This is a genomic window from Streptosporangium sp. NPDC002544 (genome assembly GCF_040295965.1).
Taxonomy (GTDB): Bacteria; Actinomycetota; Actinomycetes; order Streptosporangiales; family Streptosporangiaceae; genus Streptosporangium.
Genome location: NZ_JBEOWJ010000001.1, coordinates 122478 through 146485 on the forward strand (window position 1 = coordinate 122478; position 24008 = coordinate 146485).

The following is a 24008-nucleotide window of genomic DNA, read 5'->3' on the forward strand; positions in this document are numbered from 1 at the left end:
CGGCCTGCCGGGGACCGCGCCGGCGCCGCGGCGGAGGCGCACCCGGCCGCGGGGAACCCGGATCGAGGCGTGATCAGTGGAGCGTCGGCACCTCGCCGCCCTCTGCCCACTCGACGCCGACTCCGCGCAGGCCCGCCGCCCACGGACCGGCCGTCTCGGCCAGCGCGGCCGCGTCCGGCGGCGTGCGGCCGAGCCCTATCGCGAACCGGGCCATTCCCGGCCCGGTCTCGAACGGCCGGGGCCAGGCGTGCGCGTCCCGTGCCCCCGCGCGTTCCAGGGAGGTGAGCAGCGCACGCACCCGGCCCCGGACGCGGCCCAGCGTCACGGCGAACCTCTCGGCCCGCTCGTCCCGCACGGTCACCACCGCCCACGCGGCGTGCCGCCGGTGCGACGGCGGCGCCGAGAACAACTCCTCCCGGGGGCTCCGGCCGGTCCGCGCCGCCTCCTCCACGATCTCCCAGGCGGTGTAGAGCTCCTGTGCCAGCAGATCCCGCCCGCCGGCGCCGACCTGTTCACTGCACAGGCGGACGGGGGCCGTGGGGGTCGTGACCGACACGGCCGCGCCGGACCCTCCGTCCGGCGGCCCGTCCGGCGGCCCGTCCGGTGCCTCCGGCCACAGGCCGACCGGCCGGCGCCAGTCCCATGCGGCCCAGGTACCGAAGAAGCGCCGGAGCAGGTCGCCGGGAGGAAGATCCCCGGATTCGCACACCGTCCGCGCCGCGAGGATGGTCCAGGCCAGGCCCGGCAACCCGCCGAACGGGGCCGAGTCCAGCCCGCGCGCCCTCGCCCATGCCTTCACCTCCCGGGCCAGCCCGGCGAAGGCGGCGCGGTGCGCGCCGACCGCGGCGAGCACGGCGTCGGCGTCGCTGACCGCGCTCAATGCGATCGCCGAGGCCTCGTCCAGCTCCGTACGGCGCGGCACCGCCTCGGCGGGGGTGACGCCCGTGACCGCCACGACGGCCAGATCGACGTCCAGACCGTCGATCCGCAACCGGAGGCCGGGCACCCTGGCGCCGATCACACTCCGCAGCCCGATCGCCTCCGGCAGTGCCGCCCGCACCCGCGCCTCGACGTCCGCGGGGGCGACCGCCGCGGGCAGCGCCACCACCAGGTCCAGGTCCGCGTCGGCCAGGGCGCAGCCCAGGCGTCGCGACCCGGCGACGTGCACGACCCCCTCGGCCAGCGAGACCCGCAGCCGCGCCACGACCTCCCGTGCCACGGCGGCGCCGTTCTTTCCCGATCCCGGGGCGTCCCCGGGGGTGCGCGCCGGCGCCGGTGGGCAGTCGGGCGCGCGTGTTCCGTGGTCGAGCCAGCGCACCTCGCCCGTTCCGAGGGCGACGGTCGCCCGGGGCCGCATGGGCTCCTCGCCTCGGCGGGACAGCAGGACCAGCTCGCCGACCCGCACCGACCCGCCGCCCAGCCGCGCCGCGCAGTCGGCGACGAGCCGTTCGGGATCCCGGACCCTTCCCAGGGTCAGGTGCGGGGTGTAGCCCGCGGCGCGGCCCCGGCAGCGGGGGAACCCGCGCTCCAGCGCGCCGCGCAGCGCGGCCCACGGTTCGGCTCCGCCCGCGGCCGGGTCGAGCCAGACCGTGGAGCCGTCCCGATGGGAGAAGGCGTGCACGCCCTCCAACCGGGCGGTGAACGGGGGGATCGTGGCCGCGGCGGCGGCCAGCAGGGGGGCCGCCTCCTCGAAGTCGGACTCCGGTACGAAACCGAACAGCACCGTGACGTGCGGTGGCCACCTGCGGATCTGCGGGTCGTGCTCCCGGCGGATCTCCTGGATCGCCGGCCAGAGCTCCCGCGGTGGGATCCAGACCAGCGCGGTCCGTGCCGTCGGGCGCGCGTCGAGGACGCCGGAGACGCCGGAGACCTCGTGCCCGCTCCCGCCGATGGCGACGTCGGCGGCGACGGCGTAGTGGTCCGACACGAACAGGCCGTCCGGCGCCGGAACGTCACCCCGTACGGCCGCGGTCGTGACGCGCAGGTCGTGGCCGCGCAGCAGGACCCGGTCGAGCCGGGAGGCACGGCCGGAGAGCGAGGAGAGGGCCGCCAGCGGATTGACCCGCGGATCGAAGGTGGCGGTCGCGTCATCGGGGCCGTGGGCCTCGGTCCAGGCGTCTCGCAGGCCCAGCACCTCGGCGGGCCGGCTCCCGCCGTCGTTGAGATCGCCTAGAAGGATCACATCCCCGTCCACGCCGAGCAGCACCTCGGCGAGCCGGGCGAGCTCGGCCTCGCGCCGGGCGGGGCCGTTGTCGGTGTGGTCGCTGGTCAGATGCGTGGCGGCCACCACGACCGGCCCGGCGGCGGACTCCACCGTGACGGCCGCGACGGCCTTGTGCGGGCCGAGGACGTGCAGGCCCGCCTCTCGAACGGGCAGGCGGGTCAGCAGGAGGAGCCCGGCGTCGTCGACGTCCTGGCCGGCCGGGTCGGTGCTCAGCGTGTAACCGGAGCGGATCCACGGGGTCCGCAGCAGCATGCCGAGCAGCTCGGCCTCGACCTCCTGCAGCGCGATGACGTCCGCGTCGGCCCGCTCCAGCTCCTCCAGCAGCAGCGGCCGGCGCCGCGCGGTGTCCAGCCGGTCGCTGTCGTAGCGGTCCCACAGGGTGTTCCAGGTCAGTACGCGCAGGTGTGCCGTCGTGGACGCGGCTCCGGCCGGTACGGGGGGCGCGGGACGCCAGCCCGCGACCGGATCCCACGCGAACGGCGTCCTGGCCGCGAAGAACGGTGCCCGGAGCCTGCGCGGATCCCGTACCCGGCCGGCCTGCGACGAGTCGATGCGGTCCAGGCCCGCCGACCGGTCCCAGACCGTCTCGCCGTCGGCCTCGACGAACAGGATCCGGTGCCAGGGGATGTCGCCTCCCGGTACGAACGCGGGCAGTGGCATGCGCTTGGGCGAGGCCCCGCGCACGTTGATGCCCAGGACGAACCGCGCCGGGTCGAACCGCGGATCCCAGCGGATCCGGTGGAAGATCTCCTCACTCGTCCGCATGATCATTCCTCATCGCTGTCAAGGGCTCCGGCGACGTCGAGGACGTTCCCCTCCGGCCCGATGTACCACGTGCGGTGCGCCTCTCCCGGATAGGGCGGGGAGAAGCGGCGAAGCTGGGCGGAGAGCACCTCCGGCGGCACCGGGTGCGCACGGCCCACGTTACGCCGGGCCAGCACGTCGCCGGGGACCAGCATGACCGCCTGTGTCGTCAGCGCGTCGCGCCCGCGGGCCACGGTGTGCACCAGGGAGCGCTGGTGCCGGTTCAGGGCCGTGGCGTCCCACACCACGGTTCCGCCGCCGGCCAGGAGCGCGTCGAGCCGGTGCAGGCCTTCGCGGAGGATCGCCGGGTTGGCCCGCTGGTCGGACCGGGACCCCCGGGCCTGGCGCAGGTCGTCGAGCGCGACGACGGCCCCGGCGTCCGGGAGGCCGCGGGCGAACGTGCTCTTCCCGCTGCCCGACGGGCCGACCATGACGACGAGCCGGGGAAACCGGCCGGACCGCCAGCGCCCGCTCACCGCCAGGCCCTCCTCGGCCGTGGCGATCCGGCCCAGCGCGTAGGATTCCCGCGTCTCGGCCCAGCACCGGTCCGCCACGTCGGGATCACATCCGTCGAGCGCCTGGCGCAGGCCCAGGCGCAGCGGCTCCAGCGGCGCCTCGCCGAGCAGCCCGGCCTCGTCGGCGTGCAGCTCGGACCAGCCGACCTGCTCGCGCGCGTCGGCGGCGTCACCGTCGGCGCGCCCGGTCAGGGCCGCGGCGGCGACCGCGTGCAGGACTCCCAGGTCGGCCGCGGCCGTCAGCCGTACCAGGCCGGTCCTGCGCTCCTCGTCGGGGAAGGGGCGGTGCAGGCGGGTGCTCAGCTCGGCCAGGTCGGCGACCCGCCGGGCCAGAGGCATGCCGAGGGGAGCCGCCAGGGCGGACGCCAGCCAGGCCCGGCGGGTGCCGTGGAACAGGGTGGCCAGGACGCCCGCCAGCCGGGCGTCCCCAGTGCGGCCGAGCAGGTCGAGCCTGGCGGAGACGTCGGCCACGGCCGCCTCGACGCGCTCGGCGGCGGCCGCCGGGATCACCGGCCCCGCCGGGTCACCGGTCGCCGTGGTCGGCCGTCGCGCCGCTTCCGGGGAGCCTGCCCCCGGCCCCGCCGGGTCACCGGCCGTCATCCCCGTCGCCGCGATGAGCGCCGGCACGTCCGGATCGGCTCCCGAACGCACCTCCCACAGCGCGGCGGCCGGTCCCAGGCCGTTCTCGACGACAGGCGCGAGCATCCAGTGCTCGGTCGTCCGGACATGCCGTGGGCGCACCCATTTGGCGATGTGGTGGGCGAACTCCTCCCGGTGGAATCCGGCGGCCGTTCGTACGACGTACCCTTCCCGCCGCGCCGTGTCCAGGCGCAGGGCCCGCAGCGCCCGCTCGTCGAAGGTGCCGCGCCACAGCACCGGCGGAACCGGAATCCCCAGCCGCCGGGTCAGGCGCACCGTCCTGTCCCAGTCGAGGCAGTGGTCACCGTCCCAGATGGAGAAGGCATAGAACCAGCTCTCCAGGTCCCGGTACTCGATCGAGTGCCGGGCGTAGAGGTTCTCGCCGCATATCCGCCGGCCCGGTGGGAGGAACCGGGCGATCCTGCCGTGCAGGGCCTTGACCCACGCACGGGACGGATGGTGCGCCGAATCCAGCGACCGGGCGTGCACCCCGTCGGGGTACACGGTGGTGTTCTCCCCGTCGAGCTTCTCGGTGACGACGACCTCCCGGCCGGCCAGCCCCGACAGGCCGTCGGCGCGTACGTCGTCCGAGGTGGCCCCGGGAGACCAGGGCAGGTGAGGGGTGCGGGGGTAGTGCACTCGCATGATCCGCTCCCGATGACGACGTCGCGCTCCGGCGACTGTAGGGGGAGAGGGAGGGGCGGATCCACAGGATAAAGGCGTGGCCCGCGCCCGGATCGTGACGAGCGGCGCGGGTCGGCCTCACCGCCGGGGGAGGCGCGCACCCGTTGATCCTCCGGAGGCGCTCCGCCCCTGAGCCGCCGCGATCCGCGGGCGCCTCCGGAACCCGTCCCGGGAGCGTGGCGGAGTCGCCGCCGCTCTGCCTGGCGCGGCCTCGTAGGCTGTGTACATGCGAAGCCCTCTGCTGGACACTCCCGGCGCGGTCGCGGCCGACACCCCCGACGCCGATGTCGCCGGACACTACGGTGACCCGTTCGCCGAGCAGCGCGCGCTGCTCGCCGGAGAGGCGATGGTCGACCGGAGCAACCGCGAGGTCATCCGGATCTCCGGACCCGACCGTCTGAGCTGGCTCAACAGCCTCAGCTCGCAGAAACTCGACGACCTTGAACCTGGTCGGCCCACCGAGACGCTGCTGCTGGACGCCCAGGGCAGGGTGGAACACCACCTCGTCCTCGTCGACGACGGTGCGGCCGTCTGGGCGCATGTCGAGCCGGGCACCGGCGCGGAGCTGGCCGCGTTCCTCGACAAGATGCGGTTCATGCTGAGGGTCGAGGTCACCGACGTGACGGATCGCTACGCCGTGGTCTCCGTGGCCGGACCGGCGCGGCCCGACCTACCGGCGGGGGCCGTCGCCGTGGGGCGCGACATCCTGCTCCCCCGCGAGGAGCTGGCGGCGGGGCTCGGGCTGAGGCTCGCCGGGCTCTGGGCGTACGAGGCGCTGCGGATCGAGGAGCACCGCCCCCGGCTGGGTTTCGAGACCGACCACAAGACAATCCCGCACGAGGTGGGCTGGATCGGCACGGCCCTGCACCTCAGCAAGGGCTGTTACAAGGGCCAGGAGACCGTGGCCCGTGTCCACAACCTGGGTCACCCCCCGCGCCGCCTGGTCTTCCTGCACCTGGACGGCAGCGTCGACACCCTGCCGAAGCACGGTGCCCCGGTGACGTACGACGGCGCGGAGGTCGGCTCCGTCGGCAGTGCCGCGCGCCACCACGAGCTGGGCCCGATCGCGCTGGCCGTGGTCAAGCGGACGGTGCCGGTGGACGCCACGCTGGAGGCCGGCGGGGTGGCCGCGTCCCAGGAGGTCATCGTGCCGCCGGACGCCGGGCGCAACGTCCAGATCGACCCCGCCCTGCGCCGCCGCATCCGCTGACGGCACCGCTTCCGGTCCGGGGTCGGCGTGGTCGGGCCACCTCTCCGGGCCACCTCTCGGGTGATCTCTTCGGGGCACCGAGCCCCGGAGAGATCGGCTTACCGGGCAAGTCCCGATCCCGGGGCTCAGACGTCCAGGATCAGGGTGATCGGGCCGTCGTTGGTCAGCCCGACCTTCATGTCGGCGCCGAAGACCCCCGTCTCCACGTGGGCGCCCAGCCCGCGCAGTTCGGCGCAGACCGTCTCGACCAGCGGCTCGGCGACCGGACCCGGCGCGGCGGCCTGCCAGGTGGGGCGGCGCCCCTTGCGGGTGTCGCCGTACAGGGTGAACTGGCTGACCACCAGCAGGGGCGCGCCGATGTCGGAGCAGGACTTCTCGCCGGAGAGGATCCGCAGGCCCCAGAGCTTGGCGGCGAGCCTGGCCGCCTGCTCGGGGGTGTCGGTATGGGTCACGCCGACCAGGACCAGCAGTCCCGGCTCGTCGATCGCCCCGACCGTCACGCCGTCCACCACCACTGACGCGGAACTCACCCGCTGCACGACCGCACGCATGCCTCCCATCATCCCGTGCCTCCCGACCTCCCTAGACTCTGGGCGAAAGGAGACAAAGGTGTCTGCTGAGTCATTGTTCGTCGAGGTCGTCCGCTCGGGGTTCGTGGAGTCCACCCATCGGGCGCGGATGCTCGCCGTCGCCGCCGACGGCTCCCTGGTGAGGGTGCATGGGGCGGTGGACGCGCCGGCCTCGCCGCGCTCGTCGATGAAGCCCCTACAGGCGCTCGCCATGGTCCGCGCCGGGCTCCTCCTGGAGGGGGAGTTGCTCGCGCTGGCGTGCGCGAGCCACGCGGGTGAGCCGTTCCACGTGGACGGGGTACGCGAGATCCTGGCCGGGGCCGGGCTGGCCGAGAGCGCGCTGGGCTGCCCGGAGGACCTGCCCGAGCACGCCGCCTCCCGGGAGGAGGTGCTGCGCTCCGGAGGGGGCCGGGCCAGGGTCTACATGAACTGCTCGGGCAAGCACGCGGCGATGCTCGCCACCTGCGTGGTCAATGACTGGCCGGTGGAGACCTACCTCGACCAGGCCCATCCGCTGCAGCGGGCGATCCGCGCCGCGGTCGAGGAGCTGACCGGCGAGCGTGTCGCGGCCGGCGGGGTGGACGGCTGCGGCGCCCCGCTGTTCTTCGTCTCGATGCTGGGCGTGACCCGGGCGTTCCGCGCACTGGTCCTGGCCGAGCCGGGCACTCCGGAGCGCCGGATCGCGGATGCCTTCCGGGCCCACCCCGAATGGACGTCGGGCACCATTCGCCCCGAGGCCCGGCTGATGCGGGCGATTCCCGGGCTGATGGTCAAGGTCGGTGCGGAGGCGTTCGACGCCTTCGCCTTCGGCGACGGGCGTTCGGGGACCGTCAAGATCGAGGATGGCGGCCAGCGCGCCCGGGTTCCGGTCACCGTCGCGGCCCTGCGGGCGCTCGGCTTCGAGGGCCCCGAGCTCGATGAGCTGGCCACCGGGGTGCTGCTCGGCGGCGGGCGTCCGGTGGGGGAGATCCGCGTGCGGTAGTGATCAGCACAGGTCTCCCGGTGCTCCGCCGACGAGGTCAAAGGGAGCGGAACTGGCGGGTGCTGGAGATCGCGCCGGAGGTGGTCATGGTGAAGGTCCGCATCGAGTCGGCGAACCTGGACAGGTCCCACTCGGCCGGGCCGTGGTACCAGTACAGGTTGTCGGCCTGCTGACCGTTGCCGGTGACCGAGGAGACCACGCGGGCCCAGCGGTCGACGCTGTCGAAGATCACGGCGTAGGGCAGGTAGCGGGAGAACAGCTCCACCCGCTGGGCCGTCGGCACGTCGTCGGTGATGTCACCGCCGGACAGGTACTCCTTGAACCCCAGGGTGTGGGCGAGCGCTCCCGCACCCTTGGCGGTCTTGGCCGGCATGTACTGGCCGCCCACCGCCAGGGCGGCACCGGCGATGATCAGGGCCAGGCCGAGCAGCCCGTACGTGGTGAGCCAGGCCAGCGCGAAGGTGGTGAGGACGCCGAGCACGGTGAGGAGCACGCCGAGGGTCGTCCAGCGGGTGCGGACGGTGTCGGGGCGGCGGGCGAACCAGCCCTGCTTGACCACGTCGCGGTAGAGCGCCTCGCGGACCTTGCCGAGCTTGGCGCCGAACGATCCCCGGAGTTCCGAGAGCAGCACCGTGTCGCGGCCGTCGAAGATGGCGTCGTAGAGCTCCAGCTCGTAGGCCATCAACGAGGAGACCTGGGCGGCGGGCAGCCGTACGAGCCTCCAGTCGGGTGTCTCGTACGTCTGCCGGGGCTGCTCGTCGATCCTGAGGTAGCCCCGGACGGCCAGGTCGACGATCGTGGCGGTCACGTCGATCACGTCGGCCTGCTCGTCCATGAGGGTGCCGATCTGACCGGGGCGGACGCCGTCCGGCGGGGCGAAGTGGCCGTTCTCGACGCCGCTGAGCGAGCCCGACTCGTGGCCGACCACGCGGGCGTCCCGGCCTCGTGTCCAGTAGAGGAGGGCGAGGCCGCCGAGCATCAGGAGGAGCAGGGCGGCCAGCGCGCCGCCGGTCACGGTGTTGAGGGTGAAGGCGTTGGACAGCTCGAAGCGGCGCGCCAGGATCGGCGCGCCCTTGGTGGCGGCGGCGGGGTAGCCGATGACCACGGTGAGCACCTCGCCGGCGCCCAGGCCCTGCTGCCCGAACTCGGCGGCGACGCCCGTGTGGCCCATGGACGCCTCGGTACAGGCGATCGCCGAGGTCAGGGGGCCGGCGAAGCACGACAGGTGCTGCAGCGCGGCCGGGCCGCTCACGGTGACCCTGGCCTGCTCGACCGGGACGGACCAGCCGCCCACGGCGTACCAGCGCAGTTCCTGGGCGTCGGTGAGCGGAGTGATGGTGCCCCTGACGTCGTACTCCAGGACGGCGCTGCCCGTGCCCTTCAGGGTGATGGTGCCGCCGGTCAGAGTGGCGTCGCCCTTCAGGTCGGTGACCTGGTAGAGCCGGTCGCTGCGACTGTCGTAGCGGGTCCGGTCGACGAGGTCGCGCGACGGTGCGTCGCCCTCGAAGGTGACCTCTTCCTTGACATGAAGCACCCCGTCCTGCCGGAGCTCCATCTGGACCGTCGTGCTCGTCACCTTGTCGTCCTGGGGGGGCTGGGGGGACGCGGAAACGGTCGCGAGGGCAGGGGAGGCGCTGACCAGCAACGCGAGGATGGCCGTCGCGGCCAGGCTTCCGGCTGCTCGGTGCGAGAAAGATGCCGCCATGGGTCGGGAGCCTATCGAGAAGCACCGAGCCGCGATGATCGGCCCCATATCCATTTCTTCACGCCCATAAACCCATATGTGTGTGTATCCGCTAGATTGCCGCCCGAAGATCCACTCTTTGGAGAGGCGGTCGCATGCGCCCACGAAGGTCGAACCCGCTGGCCTTTGGCGTTCTGGGTATTCTCGCCCTGGCGTTCGCCGGGGTCGTGGTGATCGCCGGCCTGGCCGGTGGCGAGGAGGCCGAGAGTCCGGCCGGCCCCGGGACGGCCCCGGTGGCGACCGGGAAGGCCGTCCCCACGCAGGCCGGCGAGGTCGAGATCACTCCGCCGGCCTTCACCCCGCCGCGGAAGCTGAACCTCGGCTCGCTGGGGGACACCGAGATAGCGCCGGCCGCCGCGGAGCGGAGCATGGCCGTCGACCTCCGCTACATGCGCCGTTCCGACACCGCGGCCCGGCTCAAGCGCAACCCGCTGTACGGCACCGGCCTGATGCGCCCCACCTCCTGCCGCGCTCCTCGGCCCTCGACCGACCCCGGCGACATGCTCGCCTACCTCAACGCCGTCACCGGCTGTCTGGACCGGGCGTGGAGCGCGAAGTTCTCCCAGGCCGGAGCGGTCTTCCTGCGGCCGAGCAAGGTCTACTGGTCCCGTGCGGGACGCGGGCCCTGCGGGGTCTATCCCAACCCCGACGCCTCCGCCTACTACTGCCCGGCCAACCGGGGCATGTACATCGGCCTGAGTCATGTGATCCAGCAGAGCGGTCAGGTCGACCCCGCCCGAAACCATGTGCCCTACCTGACCGTGCTCGCCCATGAGTACGCCCACCACGTGCAGTCCATGGCGGGCATCGGCGGGGCCTGGTGGTGGGAGGTCTCCACCAGGTCCCGCGAGGCGCAGGACGCGCACTCCCGTCGCCACGAGCTTCAGGCGCAGTGTCTCGCCGGGGCCTTCGCCCGAACCGTGCGGGTCCCGCTGGGCATCACCGGCGCCCGCTGGCAGCAGGTGCTGCGGACGGACTACGGGCGTGGCGACGACCGGAACGGCAACCCCCGGCGCGACCACGGCAACGGCGAGCACTACGCCGCCTGGCTCCACCAGGGCTGGAAGTACGCCCGGATCGCCTACTGCAACACCTGGGTCGTCCCTCCCTCCCAGGTCAGCTGACCCGCTCCCGCCGAACGGGCAGGCCGCTCGGAAAGGCTTCCGGACCCCGTGACGCCACCGGGTCCGGCTTTTCCGCTTTCCGAGTCCGGCTACCGGTGGACATCTACAATCAGTCGGCAGTCCGACGTCCCCCGAGGTGGCATGCGCACGCCCGCACGTAGACGACCGTGGGCGTTCGCGGTCGCGCTTGTTGTAGCGATTTCCTGTCTTATTTCGGGATGTGTCCCTGAGGGGGGCACGGTCGTACCGGTGACGCTGGGTGCCGAACTCCCCGCCTCGGCCACCCCGTCCCCCCCGAGCCAGACGCCACTCGTCATGATCATCGGTGACAGTTTCACGGTCGGGTCGGGGCCGGTACAGGGATGGGACGGCTACGCGGCACATGTCGCCCGGCAGCTGGGCTGGCAGCTGATCACCGCGGGCGCCGCGGGAACGGGCTTCGTCAACCCGGGCAAGGTGGGCCGGACCTTCCAGCAGTCCTTCGTCAAGGAGCTCTCCTGGCGTCCGGAGCCCGACCTGCTGATCATCTCCGGCGGGCGTAACGACCGCCGGATCGGGGCCGCCAGGATCGAGGGAGCGGTGGTCCGCCTGCTGGAGCTGGTCAGGCGGCAGTGGCCGCACACCAGGATCGTGCTGGTCGGCCCGATCTGGATGACGAGGGCTCCCCGATGGGCCTACCGGGTGAGGGAGGCCGTCTCGACCGCGGCCGACCGGCTGGAGGTGCCCTTCCTCGACCCGTTCGAACCGCTCGGCCCGCACGGCCGGGGCTGGGGCAGAGGGGCGGTGCTGCCCGACGGTGTCCATCCCACCCTCGTGGGCCATCTGCGCCTCGCCCGCTGGATGGTCACCAGGCTGCACGAGTACGGCATCGATGCCCGTCCCCTCTGACCCGTACCACCCGCTGCCCTGGCCGGCGGTGCGAAGAGCGGTCCGTCCGTTCCCGGTGGCGGGACCGGGGGCCGCGGGTTCGGTGGCTCGCCCGGTCCTCGTGGATTGCGGCTCCTCAGGGTGCATAAAGGACATTCCATCACAAAGCGACTCATAATAGTTTAATGTCCGCCATAACTAGACAAGAATAGTGTAAAAGCCTTGAATCGTTGTTTGTGGGCAGACATGGCAGGAAACTATGACAATCAGGGATGGCTCATATCTGGTCATCTCAGGCGATTTTCGGCCGATCTAGGAAAAGCCGGAAATTGGGGTAACTGAACCTTTCGAGGGGAAACACAATGCCCAAGTCCAAGAGTGTTATCGCAGGGCTCGCGATCAGTGCAGCGCTGACCGGTGGGGCTGTCGGTATGGGTGCGGCGACCACCGCCACGAGCGCCGGCGCGACCACCACCACGGTCACCGCCGCGGCCTTCCCGACCTGGGGCGGTGGCTGCGGGCGCGGCTGCGGCTGCCGCGGCGGCGGCTGTGGCGGCTGGGGACGCGGCAACCGCGGCCACAGCCGGGTCAGGGTGATCATCAACAACCACAACAACAACGTCAACCGGCTGAGCAACAGGAGCGGTGGTTCCGGCTTCCGTGGCTTCGACGATGAGGACTAGGCCTTCCGGCCGTCCAGCCGTGGCCGCGCTCTGATCGGGGTGCGATGCGGGGCCGGGGCATCCGGGATGTCGAAGACATTCGAGATGTGAGGCCACTCGCGGCCGGATCCGCGATTTCGTGTGGCTCCGGACGCGTCGCCAAGAGATAGGGATCCGGTATTCACCGGGACCGTGTTTTTCCACAGAGAAACGCCGCCCCGAACCGAGGGCACGGAAACCCGGAAAGAATCTCTTCGGGATCCTGACTCTCAACACAGTGCGAGTTGTTGTTTCTCACAGGATTACCGGCGGCGGCGCCGCGGTTTTCGAACCGCGGTGTCGCCGCCTCGCGCTGTCCGGCTTCCTTCGCGTCATCATCGATCTTGAGATGGGAAGCCCCGTGACGCGGTGTGAACCGGCCACGGGGCCCGTGAGACCGACGCTGGACCGCCGGTCCGCGTACGGCTAGGAGATGGTGGGGGTGGGTGGGGTGCCGCTTCCGCTCCAGCTGCCGATGAAGCCGAAGGTGGTGGATCCGCCGGCGGGGATGGAGCCGTTCCAGGCGGCGTTGGTGAAGGTGAAGGCCGGGGGAGCGGCGGACAGGGTGGAGCTCCAGGACTGGGTGATGTTCACGCCCGAGGGGTAGGTCAGGACCGTCTTCCAGCTGGTGACGGCGGAGGGGCAGCTCACGGTGACCTCACCCTGGAAACCGCCCTGCCAGGAGTTGACCGTCTTGTAGGTGGCGGTGCAGGGGCCGCCGGGCTGCCCGGCGAGGGTGGTGAAGGTCACCGCCGCGGAGGCGGTCGAGGTGTTACCCGCCGCGTCACGGGCGACGACGGTGACGCTGTAGGCGGTCTGCGGGCTGAGGCCGGTCAGCGTGATGGAGTTGGTGGCCGACGAGCCGAGCCTGGTGCTTCCCTGGTAGACGTCGTAGCCGGTCACCGCGCGGTTGTCGGTGGAAGCGGTCCAGTTGAGGGTCGCTCCCGAGGAGGTGATGGCCGAGGCGACCGGAGTGCCCGGCCTGGTCGGGGCCTCGGTGTCCGGGGTGGTGGTGCCACCGGCCAGCGCGTCGTGCACCGCCGTGTAGGAGGGCTTCTTGGCGTAGTTCGCGTCGTAGATCAGGGCCGCGCCCTCGCTGGGGAAGGTGTCGGGGACCCAGGAGTACTTGTCGGTGAAGCCCCAGAGCGTGATGCCCGCGCACTGGGTCACCGCCAGGCAGGCGTTGACGACGTCGCGGTAGTAGGTGGCCTGCTGGGCGTCCTTGGCCGCGTCGCGGGGCATCTGGATCCGGACGTCGATCTCGGTGAACCTGACCTGGACGCCGAGGTCGGCGAAGCGCTGGAGGTTCTGCTGGACCTGGCCGGGGAAGCCGTACTGGGTGGCCAGGTGCCCCTGGAACCCGACGCAGTCGACCGGCACGTTCTGCGCCCGCAGCGTCCGCACCAGGTTGTACATCGCGGTGCTCTTGGCGTTGACGCCCTCGACGTTGTAGTCGTTGATGCAGAGCCTGGCGTCAGGGTCGGCGGCCCGGGCGGCCCGGAAGGCATCGGCGATGTAGGTGTCGCCGAGCTTCTGGTACCAGAACGAGTTGCGCATGTTGCCGTTGTCGTCGAAGACCTCGTTCACGACGTCCCAGGAGACGACCGTGGGGTTGGCGGCGTAGCGGCCGGCGACCTTGGCGATGTGGTTCTGCATCGCGGAGCGCATGTCGGTGGCGCTGAGATTCTGCACCCAGCTCGGCGTCTGGCTGTGCCAGACCAGCGTGTGCCCGTGCACCTGCTGGTTGTTCTGCGTGGCGAAGTTGACGACGGCGTCCGCTCCGGTCCAGTTGAACTGGTTCTGGCTGGGTTCGGTGGTGTCCCACTTCATGACGTTCTCGGCGGTGATCTGGTTGAACTCGGTCGCCGCGATGTTGCGGTAGGAGGTCTCGTTCGCCAGCGGGGAGGTGGCGACCGCGGCGCCGATGAACTTGCCGCGCGCGGCGGCGTGTTCGCGCAGGGAGGCGGAGGCGTGGGCCGGGGTGGCGGGCAGGACGGCGACGGCCGCCGTGACGAGCGGGAGCAGGGCGATCGCCCCTGCCGAGATCGCTTTGCGGAGGCTGGACATGGGGGGTCCTCTCTGAGGGCCGGGAAGATCCGGCCCAGTGATTAGAAAATTTGCGAGAAGGTACCGAAACTTTCGGAAGCGGTCCGGGGAGAGGGGGCACGGCAGGTGAGCCGTACCCCCTTGCCCCGGCCGCACCGGGTTCTCGTACGGGAGGGTCGCTCGCGCGGGAGAACTCCGTGCGGGTGGGGACTGTGGGTGGGCTAGGAGATGGTGGGGGTGGGTGGGGTGCCGCTTCCGCTCCAGCTGCCGATGAAGCCGAAGGTGGTGGATCCGCCGGCGGGGATGGAGCCGTTCCAGGCGGCGTTGGTGAAGGTGAAGGCCGGGGGAGCGGCGGACAGGGTGGAGCTCCAGGACTGGGTGATGTTCACGCCCGAGGGGTAGGTGAGAACGGTCTTCCAGCCGGTGACTGCGGCGGTGCACTTGACGGTGACCTCACCCTGGAAACCGCCCTGCCAGGAGTTGACCGTCTTGTAGGTGGCGGTGCAGCCGCTCGGCGGGGCCGAGGTGGTGGTGAAGGTGGTGGTGTTGGAAGCGGGGGAGGTGTTCCCGGCCGCGTCCCTGGCCACCACGTGGACGGTGTAGGAGGTCTGCGCGCTGAGCCCGGTCAGGGTGATCGAGTTCGTCGCCGAGGAGCCGAGCCTGGTGGTGCCCTGGTAGACGTCGTAGCCGGTGACGGCGCGGTTGTCCGTCGAGGCGGTCCAGGTCAGCGTGGCGCCGCTCCCGGTGATCGCGGAGGCGGTGGGCGTGCCCGGCTTGGTCGGCGCCTCGGTGTCGGGGGTGGTGCTCCCACCGTAGATCTTGGCCTCGACGGAGGTCTGCGCGATGCCGTTCGCGCCGTTGAAGAGCCGCTGGCCCCAGCTGGTGAGGCTGGCGGCGTTGAAGTTGGTCACCTGGTCGAGGTACTCGACGCCGCCGCCGTTGCCGCTCCACGACCAGCCGAGGTAGCCGATGCCCCTGGCCTGGGCCTGGGCCATGATCGTGTCCTCGTCGGGGTTGCCGTCCGAGTGGTCGAAGCCGAACTCGCCGACGACCAGGGGCAGCCCGGCGGTCTGGAAGCTCTGCATGTAGCCGGTGACCTCGGCGGCCGTGTCGAACACGCCGTACATGTGGATGGAGAAGACGGTGTTGCGCTGCGAGTCGGCGGCGAAGACGGTGGCCGCGTTGTCGCGCATGGTGAAGCTCCAGTCCTGGCCCCAGTTGGGCGCGTCGACCATGATCAGGTGCTGGAAGCCGTTGCTCCGCAGCCGGGAGATCGCGGACGAGGTGGCCTGGGTCCAGCCGGGGGTGGTCGCGTTGTTGCCGAAGGGCTCGTTGCCGATGTTGAGGACCACGTAGTCCTCCTGGCCGACGATCGCGCTCTTGACGCTGATCCAGTAGTCCACGGCCTGGTCGAGGGTGTAGGCGCCGCTCTGCTCGCCGTACCCGGTGGTGTCGTGGTTCTCCAGCACGCAGATGAGCTTGTTCTGCTTGCAGAGCGAGACCACGTTCGCCACGTCGGAGACGCCGTTGGCGGTCCACCGGCCGCCGCTGAGCACCACCCGGACCGTGTTCGCGCCGAGCGACTTGATACCCGCGAACGAGGCGGTCTGGGACGGGTACCAGGTGTGCGCGTGGCTGGTACCCCGCATGACGAACGTGTTGCCGTTCGACTCAACGATCTTCGTGCCGCTCACGCGGAGACCGACGGCGGCGTGGGCGGGTGGGATCGAGACGAAGAACGAGAGCAGGAGCGCCGCGAGCAGCGCCAGGCTTCTGAAACGCATGACCTACCTCGGTTGGGGAGTGCCCGGCCGGGCGGAGGGGTCGTCACGCCCGGCCGGGGCAGGGGGCGCCGGCTGAGTGGACTCGGGCGCCTGGACATTGGAGGGACGAAGGTGTCAGCTCGCGGTGCAGGTCACCGGAGTGGGGATGCCGCCCGCGCCGCTCTGGCTCGCGGTGAAGCCGAAGGACGCCGACGCGTTCGGGGCGAGGTTGCCGTTCCAGGCCACGTTCCTGACCGACACGTCCGCCCCGGTCTGGGTGAGCGTGCCGTTCCAGAGCTGGCTGATCGTCTGGCCGTTGGGGAACTTCCAGGTCACGGTCCAGCCGGAGATCGCCGAGGCGCCCTCGTTCTTGACGGTGACCTCGCCCTGGAAGGCGCCCTGCCAGCTGTTGCCCACCGTGTAGGTGGCGGTGCAGCCGCCCGCCGGGGCCTGGGTCGTGGTGAACGCGGTGCTCTCGGACGCCTCGGAGGAGTTGCCCGCCGCGTCCCTGGCCACCACGGACACGGTGTACGCCGTCGCCGGGGTCAGGCCGGTGAGGGTGTACGAGGCGGCCGCGGAGGTGGCGACCTTCGTCGTGCCCCGGTAGACGTCGTAGCCGCTGACGCCCACGTTGTCCGTCGACGCGGTCCAGGTCAGCGTGGCGCTGCTCCCGGTGATCGCGGAGACGACGGGCTTGCCGGGCCGGGACGGGGCGACGAGGTCCTCCTGCGGCGGCGGCTCGTCACCGGGGGGAGTGCCCCAGATCTTCGTCGTGCCGGAGTAGAGCGTCATGTTCTGCACCCGGACCGGGGTCGCGCCGGGGGTGGTGGCGACGCCCACGTACGACCAGTCGTTGGACGGGTCCCACGTGCCGGTGCTCGCGAGACGGAACTGCACCTCGCGCCGGTGCTGCGACTGGCCTGCGGGGGAGATGGAGGTGCCGGAGCAGTCGATGGTGACGTAGTAGGTCTTACCGGACAGCAGGGTCGGCCCGGTCGGGGCCTTGCACTGGTTGTAGGCCGACGACACGGTGATCTGGTTCGCTGTCGTGGTGCCGTCGAGGGTGAAGTAGTAGCGGAACGAGCCGTTGGTCAGCGGGCGCGCGGGCCAGGCCGACTGGTTCCTGACGATGGCCTTGATCTCGGTGAACGTCGAGCCCGAGGCGTTCACCCCGGCCTCCAGAAAGATCTCCGGCCCGTCGGGGGCCTCGGCGACCGGGAAGTTCGCGGCGGGGGCTCCGCCGTACTCCCGGTAGAGCCGGGCCAGGGCACTGGTGAAGCCGGCGTTGTAGTCGGTGGCGACCTCGTTCATCACGTAGTCGTCGCGCTTGTCGGTGTACTTGTCGTCGGGGTCGGGCGGGCCGCCGACGAGGGCGCCGTACAGGGTGTGGCGGGTCTCGACCGGGTTGGTCATCTGGTCGGTCCACGAGCCGTGCGCGGTGCGGTGGTGCGGGTTCTTCGGCGGGTTCGCGCCGAACCCGATCACGTACGAGGAGTTGCGCGGGTTGTCGCCGAGTGCGTAGTTGATCTGCCTGACCGCGAAGTCGTGATATCTCGCCTTACGCGTCGCGTCGGTGATCGAGTCCGAGTGGACCAGGGCCGCGAACGAGGTGTTGGCCGCGTAGCGCAGCGATCCCCACCGGTCGAGCACCGCCTGGCCGCCCGGTGAGTACTTCACCCGCTGGCCGTTGACCCCGACGGTCCAGTAGTCGAGCCAGCGGTTGGCGTCGTCGAGGTACCTCTGCTTGCCGGTCAGCTTGCTCAGCAGCACGTAGGTGCCGTACGACTTGTCGTCCCAGGCGATCGTCCACTTGTAGGACTTCGTGGTGGACTGCGGCTCGGTGCCGAGGTTGTCGTAGTACGACTCCGCCTTGGCCAGGTAGGAGGCGTCCTGGGTGGCCCGGTGCAGCCAGATCGCGCCCCAGACCAGCTCGTCGTTGTAGCCGCTCCACGACTGGTAGTAGCCCGACGCGTCGGTGATGCAGTCGCTGTACTTCTTCCGCACGGTGTCGGCGAAGGTGTAGAGCTGCTTGGCGTGCGTCACCAGCGTGTCGGCATAAGTCGGATTTGTCGGACGGAAGACGATGGATGACGCCGCCATCGCCGCCGCCGTCTCCCCGGCCAGGTCCGCTCCGCCGCAGGAGGCGTCGATCTTGTAAGCGGGCCGCTCCATCTGCATCGCCTCGGCGGGACCCCACCAGGCGTGGTCCTTGCCGCCGTTGCCGACCTGCCCGTACAGCACGTTCGCCGACGGGTGGGCCTTGATGAAGTAGTCGTTGACGAACTTGAGGTTGTTCAGCAGGTGGGTGAGCTGCCCTGAGGAGACGTACGCGTCGCGGTACTCCACCGCGCCCCAGGCCAGCATCGTCGCGCTGGCCGCCATCGGCAGGCCGAACTTGACGTGGTCGCCCGCGTCGTACCAGCCGCCTGTCAGGTCGAGCCCGACGTCCTGGCCGTCGGTGAGCCCGGAGTCGCCGCGCCAGCCGACGCGGTTCCAGCTCGGCAGCTTCCCCGACTGCTGGGCCTCGTAGAACCAGATGGACTTCTGCAGCGCCTCGCCGTAGCTGAACTGCGGCGCCGCGGCGGCAGACGCCGCGGGCACCGGCACGGCCGTCAGGCCGGACAACGTGAGAACCGCCATGGCGAGAACCGCCAAGGTTTTCCTCGTGACTCCTCCGCTCCTCGAAGGAAGCGGCTTCTCGCCTTCCCCGGTCGGGGTAGGCGACGGACAAGCCCTGCCCGGCTCGAACGGAGAAAGACCAACGCGGGAGCGATTTCCCCGCCGGACGAATCCGGTAGTCCCCTCACTGGATTTCATAAGGTGCCTCTCGGAGGTGGTGCTCGGGGCGTGACAGCAGGTCAGGGGTGCCGTCACGCCCCGAGGTCTCGGGGGAGGTGGATCCCGGTTCCCGGTCCGGCTCAGACGGGAGCCGGACCGGGAACCGGGGTCAAGGTCGGAATCGGGATCGGGGAAGGTGCCGGATCAGGGGAAGAGCCGGCCGTACTCGGCCAGGGCGACGGCGACGTCCACCTGTGCCCAGAACCGGTGGTAGTTGAAGGACGGGGCGGGCCCGGTGCCCTTCAGGAAGGCGTCCACCTTCGGCCAGTCCGGGTCGTTCTTGTAGAAGGACCGGATGGACAGGAAGGTCGAGCTGGAGTTGATCACGTCGCCGTTGGGCATCTTGCCGCTCCAGCCCGCGGGGACGTAGACCGGGTCGTTGAGGCGCCGGTAGTCGGCCTTGGTCTCGGGGACCGAGACACCCTTGGCGTCCTGGTTGTTCTTCCACATGCCGTCGAGCAGGCCCTTGGCGACGTTCTTGGCGGTGGCGTTGCCGGACTTGGCCGCGTAGTACATCAGCACCTTGGCGTAGGAACCCGCCACGCCCACGTCCGTCGTGTAGTCCCTGATGCTCACGTGCAGCCCGCTGTTGCTGCCGGGGTTGTTCGCGTTCCAGGTGTCGGGCTGGCCGGTCCACACCAGGGTCGAGGGGATCTGGTAGGTCCCGTCGGCGTTGACGGTGGTGTTGTCGGTGGCCCACTTGACCCACTTGTCGAGGATCAGCTTGGCGTCGGCGTTGCCGGTCGCGTAGTAGAGCTCCGCGACCCGCTCCATCGTCCAGGCCTGGAAGCCGAACCACTGGTTGGACGGCGGGTCGTGGTAGACCGGCTGCCAGTCATAGGCCATGCCGTAGAAGGTGGGCAGTGTCGACGGCGGGGCCGCGTAGTGACCCTGCCAGCTGTTGGTGGCGCCACCGGCGATCGCGCCCTCGCTCGACTGGAGCCAGCGGTAGAACTCAAGCTGTCGCTTGGCACTGATGGTCCAGTCCGCGACGGCGGTCGTGCCCTTGGGCTTGAGCACGTCCACGCTGGACAGCGCCCAGGCGGCCATCGGGTTCTGGTAGCCGGAGTGGTTGTGGCTGGAGCCGATCCGCCAGGCCCAGCCGGCGGAGCTGTCGTTGGCGCCGCCCCAGGCGTAGTACCAGCTCAGCAGGTAGGAGGCACTGTCCTTGCCGGTGCCCGCCGCACACGAGGTGCTGGTGCAGCCCTGCTTCTTGAAGTACTTGTCGTACATCGCGTAGCGCAGGTAGTCGCCCATCTTCGCGGCCTTGGCGACCGTGGCCGAGACCTGCGACGCCTTGTTCTGCTCGGTGGCCCAGGTGTGCGCCCAGTAGGCCACCTGGACGGCGCGGGCGTCCGCGTCGGGGGCGTTGGTGTACTTCCACTGCTTGGCGTAGCTGCTGTCCCCGGTGAACAGGTCCAGGAAGCCGTTCGGGCCGCCGTGCTTGAAGGTGTCGCAGGACGGCTGCGGAATGGTCTCGAAGACCGACTCCTCGGGGCCGCGCTGGTAGGTGTTGATGTAGGCGGGCCTGGTGGTGCCGTCCCCGCAGCGGCCGAAGCCGTAGGTGTTGTCCACGTCCAGCAGCCAGTGCATGCCGTAGACGTCGCTGGTGCCGTAGGCGGTCTTCAGCTCGTTCGCGATCGGGTCGACGCCGACGCTCACGCCGTTGTCCAGCTTGGAGGGGTACTGCTTGATGTCGTCCCACTCGCCGGCGTACGTGGCGGGCTTGGACGGGTTGTAGAAGGAGTTGGTCGGCTGGTCGGCGGTGGCCGGGATGATGTACTTCTCCATCGAGGCCCAGGCGGCGTTGAACCTGCTCCAGTCGCCGGTCACCTTGCCGTAGGCCGCCTCCAGCCACAGGTAGTAGCTGTAGGCCTCGGAGGTGGTCTCGTGCCCGTGGTCCGGTGCCTCGACCATGAAGGTCTCGACGGAGTGGTAGGGCACGCCCTCCGGCGAGAAGTAGCCGTTCGCCGGGTCCTTGAGCTTGTTGTACATCGCGACGAAGCGCTTGATGTACTCGTTGTCGCCACCGCTGACGTCGTTGTCCACCTCGGTGGCGGTCACCTTGGCCGAGGTGTGACCGGGGGCGGTCGAGGTGAACTCCGCACTGCCGGAGGTCTGGTCGGCGTCCTCGGCGGCGGCGATCCGCACCGTCTGGGCCGTGTTCCAGTTGGCGGTGGTGAAGGTCAGCGACGCGCCGGAGGAGACGGTCAGGTCGGTGTCACCGCTCGTCCTGGCGGTCGTCACGGTGACGTTCGAGGTCGGGGCCTTGGAGAGCTTGACCGAGAAGTCGGCGGTGCCGCCCTCGGGGACGGCGATGGTGGACGGGGTGGCGAGCACCGCGGCGGCGGAGTCGGCGGTGACGGTGATCCCCACCGGGGTGGAGGTGGTGACCGCCCCCGCGTTGTCGGTCGCCCGCGCGGTGAGCGAGTAGCTTCCGGCGGCGACGTTCGTCCAGTTGAAGGCGTACGGCGCGGTGGTGTCGGTGCTCAGCACCGTGCTGCCGTTGAGGAACTCGACCTTGGAGACGGTGCCGTCGCTGTCGGCCGCGTCGGCGGTGATCGGGACCGTCGCGGGCGCGGCGAAGGTGGCCCCGGCCGCCGGAGCGGTGATCTTCACCGTGGGCGGCTGGTTGACGGGGGTGGTCCCGCCACAGGCCACGCCGTTGACCGTGAAGGAGGTCGGCTTGGGGTTGGTACCGGACCAGCTGCCGTTGAAGCCGATGCTGGTCGAGGCACCGGTGGCCAGGTTGCCGTTCCAGTCCAGGTTCTTGGCGGTGACGGCCTGGCCGCTCTGCGCCCAGGTGGCGCTCCAGCCCTGGGTGACCTTCTGGGTGGTCGTCGGGAAGCTGAACCCGAGGGTCCAGCCGGTCAGCGGGTCACCGAGGTTCTTGACGGTCAGGTTGGCGGTGAAGCCGCCCTGCCAGTCGTTGGTCGTGTAGGTCACGTCACAGGCGACGGCGGCGAGCGCGGGCGAGGCTGCCAGCGCGGTGGTCGTCCCGGCCGCCAGGCTGAGCAGCGCCAGCGCGGCGACTCGTCTCCGGAAGCGTGGGAGCGCTCCCGCTTTGATGGGATATCGATGCATGAAGTGGGCCTCCGGGGGTGAGATCAGCACGAATTTGCTGGTAGTGGCCTCGCGCAGGATCAAGCAAGGGAGAGAGGGGGTGGGAGCGCTCCCATAAGGGATTCTGGGGACAGTCCCAGGGATGTCAATGGCATGTGTCCTCGGTTACGTCGATGTTTCACGGCCCATGCCGCCAGGCTGCTACGATCCGCGCCACTTTTTTCGCAGGCCGTGAAAGTTTCAGGCTTCCCGATCTTTGGGGTCGAGCGCTTGCTTGCGAGGCCGAGTCCGGCCCCGGGGCCGCCGAACACCGGAGCTCGTGCCGGGATCCGTTTCAGGATCCGGAAAGATGCCACGCGAGGGCGTGCCGCTCGGCGGCACGCCCTCGACGATGCCGGCGGGCGGGCACCCGCCGGGGAGATGTCGATCAGGAACAGGTGATGTTGGACGGGCCTGGGGTGGCGGGCCCGGTGGCGGTGAAGCCGACGACGACGGACTGGCCCGCCCCGAGGTTGGCCGCGTAGCTCGGGGCCTTCGCGGTGAAGGTGGTCCCGCTCTGGGTGACTGTGGCGTTCCAGCCGCTGCCGAGCGTCACCCCGGACGGCATGGTCCAGCTCGCCGACCAGTTGTTCCAGGTCGACGTCCCGGTGTTCTTCACGGTCAGCTCCGCCTGGAAGCCGCCGGACCAGGAGTTCGTGATCGCGTAGGTGGTCTGGCAGGTGGTGGCCGTCGGTGTGGGGGTGGGCGTGGGGGTGCCTCCGCCACCGCCGCCGACCGGTGGGATCAGGTACGGCTGGAGAATGTCCTGCTTGTCCTGATTAATGGAGATCCAGTCGTCCTTGGCGATGCCACCGGTGTCACCCGAGTTGGGATTCCACGACCAGTAGGTGAAGGACATGCCGTTCACCCCGGTGCCGGTGTACTTCATCAGTTCCTGGAGCCAGACCTTGTCCACGGCCGCCTGGAGCGTGGTGCCGAACTCGCCCATCATGATCGGGGCGATGTTCTGCTTGTAGAGATAGCCCCAGTACCTGTCCCAGATCGCGGGCATGTTCGCCGGATAGTTCGGCGCGTCGAACCAGGCCTGGTGGTAAACCGAGGTGGCGTATTCGTGGGGCGAGTAGACCAGCCGGTTCGCCACGTTCAGCCGCACGGGGAACTCTCCGGCCTTGGAGAGGTTGCCGCCCCACCAGCCGCAGTCCTCGTCGTTGCTCGGGTCGTTGTCCCAGACGTTGGACAGGCCACCGCTCGGGCAGCTCACCCCCTCGACGAAGATCAGCCAGTTGGGATTGACCGACAGCACGGCGTTGCCCGCGCGCTCGGCGGCCAGTCGCCAGTCGCGCGCGGTGTCGCCGCACCCCCAGCACGCCCCGGTGGCCGCCGGGTTGGTGCCCTCGGCGTGCGGCTCGTTGTGCAGGTCGGCGCCGATGACCGTGGTGTTGCCCGCGTACCGCTGGGCAAGGGCCTTCCAGTCGTTGATCCAGGTGCTCTCCGGCGTCGAGGCGACGTACCACAGGGCCGACTGCCCGGCGGCGGTCGGCCGGTGCCGGTCGAGGATGATTCGCATCCCCTTGCTTCCCGCGTAGGCGATGACCTTGTCGAGGATCTGCAGCGGGGTGTTGCCGACCAGATCGGGATTGACGTAGTCGTTGATGCCGCTGGCGACCGCGCCCGGCTTGAGCGCGTCGTTGGAGAACGGCACGCGCAGGGTGTTGTAGCCGAGCGAGGCCATCTTGTCGATCTGGCCCTTCCACGGGTTGCTCGACCACAGCCCGTGGAAGGTCTTGTTGTCGGTCTCCATGCCGAACCAGTTGATGCCGGTCAGCCGGACCGTCGCGCCCGTGCTGTCGACGATCTTGTTACCGGAGGTGCGCAGGTAGCCGGTACCGGTTCCGCCCGCGGCACCCGCGGGGGAGGAGCCGAGCGCGACCGCCAGCGCCGAGGTGACCACGAGCGCCGCGAGCGCCGCCGGCCACCTGCGAACACGCAGGACTTTCATCAAGAACCCTTCGGGGACGGGATCTGTACGCGGGGAGAGGCCCCCGCGATCGAAGGTGCGGCCGGTCGCGCTCGCCATGGTTCGGCGCTCACCCCGCTCCCGTCAACCGTGTGCGGGACCGTTCCCGCCCCCTCAGGGGCGCCCGCGACCCCTCCTAGCTCGCTCGGTACGCTTCCCGTCCCGCCGATCACCAGGTGAAAGTTTCACCCGTCGCGCCACCCGCCGGTCTGTTCACC

General features: G+C 70.6%; 14 protein-coding genes. 5 read left to right on the plus strand and 9 right to left on the minus strand.

The genetic code is table 11. The annotated features are described in order from the left end of the window. Window positions 1-73: 73 nt before the first annotated feature. Window positions 74-2989, minus strand: a complete 2916-nt coding sequence (locus ABT061_RS00635; RefSeq protein ID WP_350911192.1) for a poly(A) polymerase — start codon at window positions 2987-2989, stop codon at window positions 74-76. A gap of 2 nt (window positions 2990-2991) precedes the next feature. Then, window positions 2992-4827, minus strand: coding sequence for an RNA ligase family protein (locus tag ABT061_RS00640; RefSeq protein WP_350911194.1), 1836 nt, complete (start codon window positions 4825-4827; stop codon window positions 2992-2994). Between the two features lie 265 nt (window positions 4828-5092). On the opposite strand from ABT061_RS00640, the gene ygfZ reads away from it, so the two are divergent. Beyond that, entirely contained in the window at window positions 5093-6076 is a 984-nt protein-coding gene (ygfZ, locus tag ABT061_RS00645) for a CAF17-like 4Fe-4S cluster assembly/insertion protein YgfZ (RefSeq protein WP_350911196.1), read from the plus strand. A 125-nt stretch (window positions 6077-6201) separates the two neighbouring features. Here the strand turns inward: ygfZ and dtd are convergent, their stop codons facing one another. Continuing rightward, window positions 6202-6627 (minus strand): D-aminoacyl-tRNA deacylase, encoded by a 426-nt coding sequence (gene dtd, locus ABT061_RS00650; protein ID WP_350911198.1) that lies wholly within the window; start codon window positions 6625-6627, stop codon window positions 6202-6204. Window positions 6628-6685: 58 nt separating this feature from the next. Between dtd and ABT061_RS00655 the strand changes: the two genes are divergently transcribed. Further along, complete coding sequence (locus tag ABT061_RS00655) at window positions 6686-7627, plus strand: asparaginase (protein ID WP_350911200.1); 942 nt, start codon at window positions 6686-6688, stop codon at window positions 7625-7627. Between the two features lie 37 nt (window positions 7628-7664). Here ABT061_RS00655 and ABT061_RS00660 read toward each other — a convergent pair whose 3' ends face one another. Next, a complete protein-coding gene (locus tag ABT061_RS00660; protein WP_350911202.1) occupies window positions 7665-9332 on the minus strand; it encodes a DUF2207 domain-containing protein in 1668 nt (555 codons plus the stop codon). A gap of 134 nt (window positions 9333-9466) precedes the next feature. On the opposite strand from ABT061_RS00660, the gene ABT061_RS00665 reads away from it, so the two are divergent. The 3 genes from ABT061_RS00665 to ABT061_RS00675 all read left to right on the plus strand — a co-directional run bounded on the left by ABT061_RS00665 (window position 9467) and on the right by ABT061_RS00675 (window position 12045). Next, the gene (locus tag ABT061_RS00665) at window positions 9467-10495 is read left to right on the plus strand and encodes a neutral zinc metallopeptidase (RefSeq protein WP_350911204.1); all 1029 of its coding nucleotides are present in this window, start codon (window positions 9467-9469) and stop codon (window positions 10493-10495) included. 249 nt (window positions 10496-10744) lie between these two features. Next, window positions 10745-11383, plus strand: a complete 639-nt coding sequence (locus ABT061_RS00670; protein WP_350911206.1) for an SGNH/GDSL hydrolase family protein — start codon at window positions 10745-10747, stop codon at window positions 11381-11383. Window positions 11384-11724: 341 nt separating this feature from the next. Beyond that, a complete protein-coding gene (locus ABT061_RS00675; protein ID WP_350911208.1) occupies window positions 11725-12045 on the plus strand; it encodes a hypothetical protein in 321 nt (106 codons plus the stop codon). Between the two features lie 444 nt (window positions 12046-12489). On the opposite strand, the gene ABT061_RS00680 is transcribed toward ABT061_RS00675, so the two are convergent. The 5 genes from ABT061_RS00680 to ABT061_RS00700 form a co-directional block, all read right to left on the minus strand. Then, window positions 12490-14130: an endo-1,4-beta-xylanase gene (locus ABT061_RS00680; protein ID WP_350911210.1), complete on the minus strand. Its 1641-nt coding sequence runs from the start codon at window positions 14128-14130 to the stop codon at window positions 12490-12492. Between the two features lie 200 nt (window positions 14131-14330). After that, the gene (locus ABT061_RS00685) at window positions 14331-15893 is read right to left on the minus strand and encodes a cellulase family glycosylhydrolase (protein ID WP_350911212.1); all 1563 of its coding nucleotides are present in this window, start codon (window positions 15891-15893) and stop codon (window positions 14331-14333) included. 114 nt (window positions 15894-16007) lie between these two features. Beyond that, a complete protein-coding gene (locus ABT061_RS00690) occupies window positions 16008-18512 on the minus strand; it encodes a glycoside hydrolase family 9 protein (protein WP_350911958.1) in 2505 nt (834 codons plus the stop codon). A gap of 342 nt (window positions 18513-18854) precedes the next feature. Beyond that, complete coding sequence (locus ABT061_RS00695; RefSeq protein WP_350911214.1) at window positions 18855-21794, minus strand: glycoside hydrolase family 48 protein; 2940 nt, start codon at window positions 21792-21794, stop codon at window positions 18855-18857. 406 nt (window positions 21795-22200) lie between these two features. Beyond that, the gene (locus tag ABT061_RS00700; protein WP_350911216.1) at window positions 22201-23772 is read right to left on the minus strand and encodes a cellulase family glycosylhydrolase; all 1572 of its coding nucleotides are present in this window, start codon (window positions 23770-23772) and stop codon (window positions 22201-22203) included. Window positions 23773-24008 lie beyond the last annotated feature (236 nt).